Genomic DNA, 9,504 nt, shown 5'->3' with positions numbered 1-9,504 from the left:
TCCTACTTCAACGCTGCCGCGGGGTCTTCGCCGTCTCGGAATGCTTTCGCTGCCCGGTCGCCGGCGCTCACTTCCGGGTGGAGGTAGTTGCCGTCCTCGTCCATGACCTCGGCGAGGATTTCGTCGATGTCGCGGAGCTTGAGTGCCTGCAGCACGAGCTTCAGGAGCACGAGCGGCGGCGGCTTGACGGACAGGCCGTCCGCTTCCCCGATGGCCTTCATCAGTGTTTCGAGGGGCACCTCGTCCAGGCCGGGGAAGACAACCTCGACGGTGGCGGTGGCTGGGTCGTTGAACCTGACCCTGAGCCGGTCCCCGTCCCGGATCGCCGTGCCAAGGCCGCGCAAAGCGCCGCGGGGGGCGATGACGGCCTGTTCGACGGCGTACCCGGCGGAGTCCATGATGACCTCGGCGTGGAGTTCCTGCCTCGCCTGGAACGTGAGCCGAGTGGGGAGGTCCAGTGTCTCTGCGGTGGCCCGTGCCCCGGTCTGGCCGGGGTCGGCCAGGAGGATGGTGACAGGGAGCCCGATGGCGGATGCTGCCATGGTCGCTAGTGGTCGCGAGGATTCCGAGTCCAACGTGGCGCCGGACTTCGGCAGGGCCTCGATCTTCTGGTCATCCGACATGGCAACGCCGGAGCCGGCCGGGACGTTGGCCATGCCCTGCAGCGCGGCCCGCTTCGACTGCGCGTCATTGGACCGCTTCGAGGACGTCACGAAAGCGATCTTCGCCAGCGCCTTCATCAGCAGCGCCCAGTCCTCAAGGAACCCCTTGTGGGACAGGGCCCACGGGATCGCCGCGTAAGAGTCGCCGATGCCGAACTTGGCCCCGTCGCCGGCGTTGACCTTCACGTGCCGGACAGGTGCGTCCCAGATGATCTCGACGCCGTCGATATTCCGGTACTTGGTAGCCGGCTGGTACTTGAGAGCCGGGTAGTACGCCTTCTTCGAGACATCCTTAGCGTTGGCGTCCTGTTCGGTCCATTCCCGCAGGTAGAACCACGGGGTGGCCTTGTCACCGGGTGCGGTCTTCACGTCCGTAATCTCGTCGAACGGGAGGGACCGGACCTTTACCACGCCGGTGAGGGGGTTGGTGAAGTGGGCGAGGAAGAAGTTGCCCTCGTCGTACAGGCAGCCCTCGTACTTCTGCCGTGCCTGGGCGCCGTAGAACGATTCCCGGTTGCCTTCGTCGTCGATGAACTCCTGCACGACGGCGTTGACCTTCTCGTCCCGGGCGGAGATCCCGACGCCCTGGCCCCACACGTAGGCGTGGCGGACTTCCCGGCCGCGCTTGATGAGGGGGTTGGCGATCCCGAAGACCCGGCCTTGGGTGGCCGCGGTGCGGAGCCCTTCGCGGGTGAAGTCCTGCTGGTGCTGCTCGACGACGCGGGCCCAGCCGTTGTTCTCCCGGGCGAGTTCCAGCTGGGCGAGGGATTCCTCGAGCCGGTACGTCAGCGTCTCCACCGTGCCCTCGTGGACCTTTACCTCGGCGGCGGTGGCGGCCTCCTGAAGGCCGAGCAGCTGCAGGAACTTACCCACATTGGCCTCCTTAGACGGGGCTGATGGACCAGCCCTGCGCGTTGTAGTCGTCGTAGACGTCGGGTTCGATGAGTTTGCCGTGATTGATGAGCGGCATGAGGAGGAGCCGGTTGACGGCCTGGGATGTGGCGTCGATGGTGTCGTCGTGGGCGCCGTTGGGGAAGTTCTTGGCTTCCTCGACGAGCTCTTCGACGTTGGGCAGCAAGTGCGGTTCCGGGATGATCACGTTGCGGGAGTAGACCAGCGGGGAGATGGCGTTGGCGCGTGCTGTCTTGGACCCTTCCGGCTCGATCGGGATCAGCCCGACAAGCTGGGACTGCAAGGAGTTGATCACCGCGGGCCCGTTGGCTTTGTCCTCGATGAACTTCGCCACGGCCTGCGGCCACTTCGCGGACATCGCCTTCACGGCACCCAGGGAAGCGTTGAAGTTCATGCGCTCCCGCACCATGTCCAGCAGGTACGCCTGTGTGCCGATGCGGAGCCAGACCTGCCCGACGACGTAGTCGCTGGACTGCTTGTCCTTGAACGTGAGGTCCCACGACTGCACGAGTTCGTGGTCGTCGCGGCCGATACCGGGGACGATCCGTGAGCCGTCTTCGCGGGTGATCCAGAGCGGCTGGTCGTAGCGTGCCCACTCTTCACCGGCCGGGAACACCCCGCCCTGGTCGGGGGAGGGGCGGCCCTGGTACAGACTGGCCCATGTGCGGGGGCCGGCGGTGGCTTTGCGTCGTTCCCACTGCTGCTGGGTGCGGCCACGGGCGGAGACCATGAACTGTCCCGGCGCACGGCCGAGGGGGTCAGTTTCGCCCTTCTCGGGGCGGTGGTCCGCCTGAGCTGGGATGTTCAGGACTTTCCAACCGGCCTCGATGTCGCGTTCGAGGAGGCGGCCGGCGAGGTCGTCCTGATGCCAGCGGGTGAGGATGACGACGACAGGGGCGCCGGGGGCGAGGCGGGCGGAGGCTGCGTCCGTCCACCAGTCCCACACGTTGTCGCGGTAGGTTTCGGAGTCCGCTTCCTTGCGGTCCTTGATGGGGTCGTCGATGATCATCATGTCCGCGGGGCGGCCGGTCACACCAGCGCCGATACCCACGGACAGGACACCGCCCTGGTGGCCTTGCAGCGTCCATTCGGACACGGAGCCGTTGTCGTTGGCTATCTGCAGGCCGAGGTCTTTGGTGGCCTGGATCCGGTTGCGGATGGCCCGCCCGTTCCTGTTCGCGAGTCCCTGGGCATAGGAGGCGGTGACGATCCGCAGTTCGGGGTTCTGGGTGAGGCACCAGATGGGGAAGTCGTTGGCTACCCGGACGGACTTGCCCTCCTGCGGGGCCATGCAGATGATAAGCCGCGAGTCGGGGGTGTTGAATGCTTCAACGAGGGCGGCGTCGATGAGGTCAAGTGCCGGGGTCTGCACCATCTTCGGGTTGGTGGCGCCTGCCATCTCCCCGGGGGTGGACCACTTGGCCGCGACTGGTTCGAACATGCGGGCCGCGTGCTCCCACATATCCACGGTCACGGTCGGCTCCTCATTTTGTAATCGCGCTCTACCCTCGAGGCCTTGTCGAGTGCAATCATTTTTGGAAAGTAGGAGGCGGCATGGACTTTGCTACCCGGGTTGTCAAGGCCGTGGAGTCCGTCGCTGCAATTTGTGCACGTGCATGGGCAGCCGTAAAGACGTGGTGCGACAGGACGGGATGGGTATACGCACTCATCCTGACGATGGTGCTTTTGGTTGTCCTCTTTGTCAGCGTGGGGACGTCGAACGGGTGGCCGCTGCAAGCAAGTCTGTTCCTGTTGTTTCCATTTTTTATTGCCGGACTCGCGGCGACGCACACAGTGGGGCCGTACGGGTCCCCGGAACAAAGGCGTGAGGCTCTCGCTTCCCTCATCGTCTACGCAGGGCTAGCGGCTCTGACCGCCTTCGCATTCCTAATCGGGGAAACGACCGTCAGAGACAAATACATAGACGCGCTTCTATTCGGCCAGGTCGTTCCGCTTCTTTCCGTTGCCAAGCTCTGTTTGCATTCTTGGGCCTCCCCGACCCCTTTTGAAACCCCGGCAGAGTTTGCGGATCGGGTAAATGCCGCCCGAGAGACTCGTCGATTGAACAGGGCTAGGGTGAAAGGAGAAAAATGAGTGTTGCCCCGCCAGTGTCTGCCGCTGGTGTGGGCGTGCCCGGTGTGGTGCCGGCGTACGCCATCCACTGCCCTAGACGATGTGGTGCAGGCGGGCTGCTTTGGCTGGCCGGTCACGTTGAAGCGGCCCGCCCCTGGGTCTCAGCAAGGGCAGGCCGCGAGTGGACTGCCGGGACTCGAACCCGGTGGACGTCCAATGCCTTGCGGCGCTGCGTCCAGCCCTCCCGCCGTTCATGTCCGGCGGGCTATTCAGTTGTGGGTGTGCGGGGGGTGTTGGGCAGGTCCGTCCATGACAGGGCTAGAAAGGTATAAGCGCTCCGGCCGGCCTTCACTGGCGTCCCGTGCTTTGTTCCTGGTGTTGACCCTGGCCCCGCAAACAAAAGGAACCTGCCGCATGGGGGTCCGGCAAGTTCCTGATGGTAGAGACACGTATGCCCTACGCGCACTATCCTGCCTCAGACGGCGACTGATTGCAAGTGCAGAGCGCTTCTCGTACGAGCTGCACTTGTTTTCAATGCTGCGGCCAGGGCGTGGAGGCTTTTGCCTTCCCATGTGGTGCCGCAGTTCAGGCACCGCGCCGCCCCTCCCTGGGTGATGATGGCATGCCCGATCCGGGTGCGTTCCCCGTCGACGTTCTCCCACGCTTCCGCCGCTGTGCATTCGGGGCAGGCGCCGGGGATCTCACCCTTCCGGACGGGGTGGAGCATGGTCTCGATCTTGCCCACCCACTTCGCCAGATACGCCTGACACTCGACCGCCCGCTCAGGCTCCGCCGCGGCCACGATGGGGGACTGGACCCAGTGAGCCCACGCGATGAGCTGCTGCTCCACGCTCCCGTACGCCTGACCGGTGATGGCGACGTGCCATTCCTGGATGGTTCCCGCGAGTTCGCGGTAGTCCATGACGGCCTGTATTGCGATGGGGGCGCTGGGTCCGGTGCTGTGGCCGCTGGCCCCGCCTCGCGAGTCTTGCCGGCAGGCGTACCGGAGTTGCTGCAGCAAGGGGAGGACGTCAACAAGCTCACGTTGCCCGCCGTCTCGTTCGATCATGGTTTTGTGCGGTCTTGCGAGCTGGTGGACGAGCTGATCAAGTGACGCCAATGTTCCCCCTCAGGATACGCTTTCTACTGGTAATTCTAGCAAGTCCAGGTTGTAATTCCTCGTCGGGGCGAGGCTCGTTTCTATTTGGTCATTGACAGCAGCCGGGCTGGGACTGACCATCCATCCATGCACGGTCTGGCTAACTTCATCGGAGAGCTTGGCGGAGAGTCATGGACCACCCAGGCAGTGGCCGCAATAATCGGGGCCGTCTTGGTATTGATTGCAGCCGTGGTTACAGCCATTGTTGCCATCAGGCAAGGTCAGGCTAATCGGGACGCCGCTGCAAACCAGATAGCCGACGTCATCAAGAAGGACAGGGACTTGGCACTTGCAAGCGCTGAGAAGGACAGGGAGCTAGCCGCCAAAACGGCCGAGAAGGACCGTGAGCTCGCTAAGGAAACCGGCGAGCGAGAGCGTGAGCTCAAGGCCCGCGAGCAATGGTGGCAACGCTTCAAGACTGTTTGCGATGACGTCACTTCGAATGACGAAAAGAAGGGCATCGTTGCGGTCATCCTCATGGAGCAGCTGCTCGATAGCACTTGGGCCGCCGCCAGAGATAAACTGATGGCGGCAGCCGTTCTCGAGGTGGTCAACCGCCCTGCAGAGGAGCAGATGAAGGCGAGGGCCAAGGAGGGGTCACAACAATGACTATCTCTGAATTTGACATCAGGGTTGCGAAGCTTCGCAAGAAACTCCTGGACGAGCTCGAGCAGAACGTGTCGCCCGAGCTTGAGGAGCTAGCGGCGCTTGAGGAACCCGACGATACCCCTGCGCCTGCGACTAGTTCGAGGGCCAGCGAGGGCTCTGGAACGGTGATTCAGAACATGGGACTTGGCCTGGACAACATACCGAACACCGGTATCAACGTCGCCAACTGGTCGGCTAGCACCCCCCTGATTCCGAGCCCGACTTATGGCCGGAATGCCTTTGAAAAGGTCGGGCTCCACAACCCAATCATGAATGGTCTGCCGGCGACGATTAGGTCTGACCTTTTCGGTACCCGTTCCGCAACCATCAGTGTGCGGGGCCACGAAGTAATCCTTGACTTTCCTAATGCAGGTGACGCGAACCGAATCGCCGACAGCTTGAGCTCAGATGTGCATCCCACAATCGTGTTTGACACTGACCCGCCCGACACGGAGGAGTAAAGCATCTAGGCTCCTGTCGCGAGAGCACGGAGTTCCCGGGGGACGATTTCGGGGACGAGCAGTTGTTGTTCGGGGGTGAGGCCGAGGGCGTTGAGGATGCGGCGGATGACGTCGGCGACGAGGAGGCCCTGGTTCTCGGCGAGCTTCACCCGGCGCTCCTCGATCCCGGCCCGGAGGGCGAGGGCGCAGACCTTGGCGAGGTGTTCGCGCTCCTTGAGGTAGAGGTCGTACCAGACCGAGGGCGCGGCCTTCTCTGTGGTCACGTCCACGACGCCCTGGGGGCCCACCCCGTCGTCGTGCTGGGTCTTGCCCCACACGAGCTCCTCAGCTTCGAGCTCCTGCACCTTCTCCCGCAACCAGGCGACATGCCCGGCGGTCCAGTGGATCTCGTCCAGCAGGGCTTTGCCGGGGTCGACGTCCACAGGCAGGCCGAGTGTGCGCACGGCTTTGGTCATCATGTTCTTTGCTTCCTGCTCTGCTACCCGCCGTTCGGCCGCCTTCTTTGCTTGCGGTGACGCACCACCGTGCCGCCAGCAGCGGGTGGCGCCCTCGGCCGGCGTCAAACTGCAGAGTTCGCCCGCTCGCTTGCCTTTCAGCTTTGCGCCACAGCCGCCCTTGGGTTGCAAGTGCTCGTTCGCCACAGCTTCTCCTCCGTCATAATTCACGCTCGGCTTGTAATGTCCAAAAGTTCTCGGCAGCCGTCGAAGTGCCGGTGATGTTCCCAGGCGCGACTTCGGTTGCTACTGGATAGTTACAGTCAGTTACCGCTAGTTAACATTTCTTGCGGCTTGGCACGGTGCGACTGGCGCACACGTGCGAGCAAGACCGCGGCCGTCAGGTTCCGTCCGGGCGTAACCACGAAGAAAGAGTCAGACAGGGCGCGCTAGTTTAGAAATGCAGCAGCCCACCTCGTCTTTGGACGGACGTGGAGGTGGGCGGCTGAGGAGAAACATCCAGCGATGGCTGGTGTGCTTCTGCGCCCATCGTAGGCATCGGTCACCGGCCGAATCAATCTGCGAAGGCAGGGAGCGCGCACGCCCTGAAACCGAAAGGTGCCAGCCAAATGGCCCGATCCAAGAAGTCCCGCCGACGTCCTAGCCGTCTTGCCGACTCGGCCTTGCCTTATGTACAGGCCACTGCCGTGCCGCTGGCTACTGTCGCAGTCGTGTTCATTGATCACCTGCTGAGGTAGGTGCACGAGTCGCCGGCTCACCATTCCAGCCGTGGTGGGTCGGCGGCTCATGCTGCTTCCCGTTCTCCGTGCTCTGGGCAGTCCGGGTTGGTGGGTTTGGGGTGCCTTGGGTGGTAGCGCCAGGCGGGGCAGGTGCAGTCCGGGTAGTGGTTGGTGGGGCGTTCCCAGAACGACGCCGCCCCGGTGCCAACCTCGGCGTGATGGCGTCCATTCGCGTCTACTGACAATGCAGGCTCCTTCGCCCTCGGGGTTAGAACAGTACGTCATCGGGGTATGAGCCGGCGTCTTCGTAGTCGGGTGCTTCGAGGTCCCACGCTTCGCCGGTTCGGGTGTCGGTGACGACGTCGTGCAGGCAGTGCCGGCAGCGGGCGGCGATGAGGTCCCGGACCGCCCACGCCTCGACCTCGTGCGGCACGTCGTACTGGTGCCCGGACTTGGTCGTCTTCGTCCGGGTGGTCATGAACGTTGGGTGCTCGGGCGGCCGCTTGCCGAAGCTGATCGACGCTTCCTCTATGGCCCCGCACCTGTCACAGGCGAGCTTGTCCGCTGGGACGTGCAGCGCCAGCGTCGTGTGGCCCTCGCTCCACTCGGACCACTCCACGGGCACGCCGTCCCATGACGGGGGCAGGTCATGCCGGGCGTGGACCAGGGTCAGGTGGCTCATGCGCCGTCCAGTGCCTGCGTGGTGGGGCATGGCCAGGGGTGCCCGCACCCGGTGCAGGTCTGGTCCTTGGGGAGCGTGCACGGGAGAGCCTTGGACCGGTGCAGGGCCCGGACGGCGGACAGCGTGTCGTCCTGCTTCCGTGCGGTTTCCTGCAGCCATGCGACGTCGCTGGGCGTGATGGTGATGGACCCCGGCGCAGCCTTGTCTAGCCGTGCCTGGAGCGCGTCAAGCCCGTCAGACACCGCGCTCACTGGAAGACCACCACCGACGGTCGGGCTTCCCCTGCTGCCTCCGCCGCCTGCAAGAACAGCTTGGTAGCAATGGCACGCGCCTGTTCGGGCGTCATCTGGATGTACTGGTCATCGGGCAGCGATAGGAATACATCGCCGCCGATGGTCGTCACCGCGGTCTTGTGCTTACGTTCGAACTCGCTCATGGTTGCCCTTCCTCTGCTGCGCGGAGTGCGGCGCGGGCTTGTTGTGCGGCGTGCGCGTAAGCGGGCACCCCGTACCAGTTCTTCTCGCGGGCGGCTTCACGGATCGCGGCCGTGTAGGCGTCGTCCAGGCGGTCCGCCTCAGCCCGCAGTGACTCGACGTCGGGGCGGGGCATAGCCGGGGCCGTCACTTGGATACCTCGACGGGGATTGGTTCGATGACCTGCATCGATGGCGGTGCGAGTCTGTGCGTTGCCTGGTCGGAGAGGTCCTGGCCGGTCTTGATCTGCGCCCATGCCCACAGGGCTTGCCCGGCGATCCCGGCAATGTTCGGCACCGGGTGGATCTCCCGGACCCAGAAGCCGCCAGCGGTGGCGCGGGCGACCGACTGGCGGCCATGCTTCGGGTCAAGGTGCACCCAGTTCAATTCCCTAGTCGTGGAACCCCACAGGACTGCCATGGACCCGTCAAGGACTTGGGCGCTCATGCTGTGGCCAGCTGTTCGCGGAGGGGCTGCATGGTGCTGGCCTGGTAGGCCTCGAATGCCAGCGTGTATTCGGCGTGGGTGGCGTAGTGGGCGGGTTGTGGTGCTTGGAGGGCGGCGGCGAACAGCTGGTTGCGGGCCGCTTGTTTGGCGGGGGTTTGAGTCTGAGCACTCATCGTGGGTTTCCTTTTCGTGGTCCGGCGGGAGTTGCAGCTCGCTGGGCCGGGGATCAAGTTTTCCTGACCCAGCAAGTATAGCAAGTCCCACTTGGTGTAGCAACGATTTCAAAGCGTTTCGACGGGCAAAGCTGCGCGCTGCTCGTCTGCTGTGAGGACAGCCAGGGCATACGCCTGCCACATGTCAGCCGCGAAGCCATGGAACCAGCCAGGAGCGGCCTTAGTACCCTTCCCGCGGTTGGGCTGCCCGTAGGCGAACCGGTCGATGAGCGCCTGCGTGATGTTGGCATCCTTCGCCTTCGCGCTCTGGCAGTGGTGGAGCTTCACGTCACGGCGATAGACGAGGGCGTGTTCGACGTCAGGGCCGGCCCATATGTGTTGCTGGACGAACCGGCCAATCCACACGCAGGTGTCGAAGACTTCCTTGCCGACAGCCATGCCGTACGAGGCGATCATCTCAACGCTTAGGCGGGTGTAGCTGGTGGTTGCTATCAGGTGTAGAACTTCGGCGTTCGGGATCTTCCCGACCCTGAGCGGCCGACACGTCTCCGGGTCGATGAGCGCGAACCCGGAGTGGGTGTTGCCTGGGTCAATCGCGAGGATGGTCACGATGGTTCTCCTTGGTGATGGCCAAATTGTG

13 protein-coding genes are annotated in these 9,504 nt (G+C 64.0%); 2 read left to right on the top strand and 11 right to left on the bottom strand.

The window, feature by feature from the left end; all coding sequences use genetic code 11:
- Positions 1-2: 2 nt before the first annotated feature.
- The 3 genes from ACTHQX_RS05630 to ACTHQX_RS05620 form a co-directional block, all read right to left on the bottom strand.
- Positions 3-1,535, bottom strand: a complete 1,533-nt coding sequence (locus ACTHQX_RS05630; protein WP_440155892.1) for a hypothetical protein — start codon at positions 1,533-1,535, stop codon at positions 3-5.
- A gap of 10 nt (positions 1,536-1,545) precedes the next feature.
- Complete coding sequence (gene terL, locus ACTHQX_RS05625) at positions 1,546-3,048, bottom strand: phage terminase large subunit (RefSeq protein WP_440155893.1); 1,503 nt, start codon at positions 3,046-3,048, stop codon at positions 1,546-1,548.
- A 1,074-nt stretch (positions 3,049-4,122) separates the two neighbouring features.
- Complete coding sequence (locus ACTHQX_RS05620; protein ID WP_440155895.1) at positions 4,123-4,767, bottom strand: DUF7341 domain-containing protein; 645 nt, start codon at positions 4,765-4,767, stop codon at positions 4,123-4,125.
- Positions 4,768-4,893: 126 nt separating this feature from the next.
- Between ACTHQX_RS05620 and ACTHQX_RS05615 the strand changes: the two genes are divergently transcribed.
- On the top strand, positions 4,894-5,415 hold the full coding sequence (locus tag ACTHQX_RS05615; protein WP_440155897.1) for a hypothetical protein: 522 nt from the start codon (positions 4,894-4,896) through the stop codon (positions 5,413-5,415).
- Entirely contained in the window at positions 5,412-5,915 is a 504-nt protein-coding gene (locus ACTHQX_RS05610; RefSeq protein ID WP_440155898.1) for a hypothetical protein, read from the top strand. The genes ACTHQX_RS05615 and ACTHQX_RS05610 overlap by 4 nt, the downstream gene beginning before the upstream one ends.
- A 5-nt stretch (positions 5,916-5,920) precedes the next feature.
- Here ACTHQX_RS05610 and ACTHQX_RS05605 read toward each other — a convergent pair whose 3' ends face one another.
- The 8 genes from ACTHQX_RS05605 to ACTHQX_RS05570 form a co-directional block, all read right to left on the bottom strand.
- Positions 5,921-6,373: a hypothetical protein gene (locus ACTHQX_RS05605; protein ID WP_440155899.1), complete on the bottom strand. Its 453-nt coding sequence runs from the start codon at positions 6,371-6,373 to the stop codon at positions 5,921-5,923.
- A 984-nt stretch (positions 6,374-7,357) separates the two neighbouring features.
- Positions 7,358-7,771: a hypothetical protein gene (locus ACTHQX_RS05600; RefSeq protein ID WP_440155900.1), complete on the bottom strand. Its 414-nt coding sequence runs from the start codon at positions 7,769-7,771 to the stop codon at positions 7,358-7,360.
- Positions 7,768-8,013: a hypothetical protein gene (locus ACTHQX_RS05595; RefSeq protein ID WP_440155902.1), complete on the bottom strand. Its 246-nt coding sequence runs from the start codon at positions 8,011-8,013 to the stop codon at positions 7,768-7,770. The genes ACTHQX_RS05600 and ACTHQX_RS05595 overlap by 4 nt, the downstream gene beginning before the upstream one ends.
- A 5-nt stretch (positions 8,014-8,018) precedes the next feature.
- Positions 8,019-8,207 carry a hypothetical protein gene (locus ACTHQX_RS05590; protein WP_440155903.1) on the bottom strand — a complete coding sequence of 63 codons (189 nt, stop codon included), beginning with the start codon at positions 8,205-8,207 and terminating at the stop codon, positions 8,019-8,021.
- Positions 8,204-8,395: a hypothetical protein gene (locus tag ACTHQX_RS05585; protein ID WP_440155905.1), complete on the bottom strand. Its 192-nt coding sequence runs from the start codon at positions 8,393-8,395 to the stop codon at positions 8,204-8,206. The genes ACTHQX_RS05590 and ACTHQX_RS05585 overlap by 4 nt, the downstream gene beginning before the upstream one ends.
- Complete coding sequence (locus ACTHQX_RS05580) at positions 8,392-8,691, bottom strand: hypothetical protein (RefSeq protein ID WP_440155907.1); 300 nt, start codon at positions 8,689-8,691, stop codon at positions 8,392-8,394. The genes ACTHQX_RS05585 and ACTHQX_RS05580 overlap by 4 nt, the downstream gene beginning before the upstream one ends.
- Complete coding sequence (locus ACTHQX_RS05575; RefSeq protein ID WP_440155908.1) at positions 8,688-8,864, bottom strand: hypothetical protein; 177 nt, start codon at positions 8,862-8,864, stop codon at positions 8,688-8,690. Before ACTHQX_RS05575 ends, ACTHQX_RS05580 begins: the two co-directional genes overlap by 4 nt.
- A 108-nt stretch (positions 8,865-8,972) precedes the next feature.
- Complete coding sequence (locus ACTHQX_RS05570) at positions 8,973-9,473, bottom strand: hypothetical protein (protein ID WP_440155910.1); 501 nt, start codon at positions 9,471-9,473, stop codon at positions 8,973-8,975.
- Positions 9,474-9,504 lie beyond the last annotated feature (31 nt).

This window comes from Arthrobacter sp. SAFR-023 (assembly GCF_051965295.1).
Lineage (GTDB): Bacteria > Actinomycetota > Actinomycetes > Actinomycetales > Micrococcaceae > Arthrobacter.
The sequence above is the reverse complement of the archived record's forward strand: the minus strand, read 5'-3'. Positions and strand labels throughout refer to the sequence as shown.

What these genes read in the sequence shown, in the direction of transcription:
- ACTHQX_RS05615 (WP_440155897.1), top strand. Translation starts at nt 4,894, where the DNA reads ATGCACGGTCTGGCTAACTTCATCGGAGAGCTTGGCGGAGAGTCATGG.
- ACTHQX_RS05610 (WP_440155898.1), top strand. Translation starts at nt 5,412, where the DNA reads ATGACTATCTCTGAATTTGACATCAGGGTTGCGAAGCTTCGCAAGAAA.
- ACTHQX_RS05605 (WP_440155899.1), bottom strand. Translation starts at nt 6,373, where the DNA reads ATGATGACCAAAGCCGTGCGCACACTCGGCCTGCCTGTGGACGTCGAC.
- ACTHQX_RS05600 (WP_440155900.1), bottom strand. Translation starts at nt 7,771, where the DNA reads ATGAGCCACCTGACCCTGGTCCACGCCCGGCATGACCTGCCCCCGTCA.
- ACTHQX_RS05590 (WP_440155903.1), bottom strand. Translation starts at nt 8,207, where the DNA reads ATGAGCGAGTTCGAACGTAAGCACAAGACCGCGGTGACGACCATCGGC.
- ACTHQX_RS05580 (WP_440155907.1), bottom strand. Translation starts at nt 8,691, where the DNA reads ATGAGCGCCCAAGTCCTTGACGGGTCCATGGCAGTCCTGTGGGGTTCC.
- ACTHQX_RS05575 (WP_440155908.1), bottom strand. Translation starts at nt 8,864, where the DNA reads ATGAGTGCTCAGACTCAAACCCCCGCCAAACAAGCGGCCCGCAACCAG.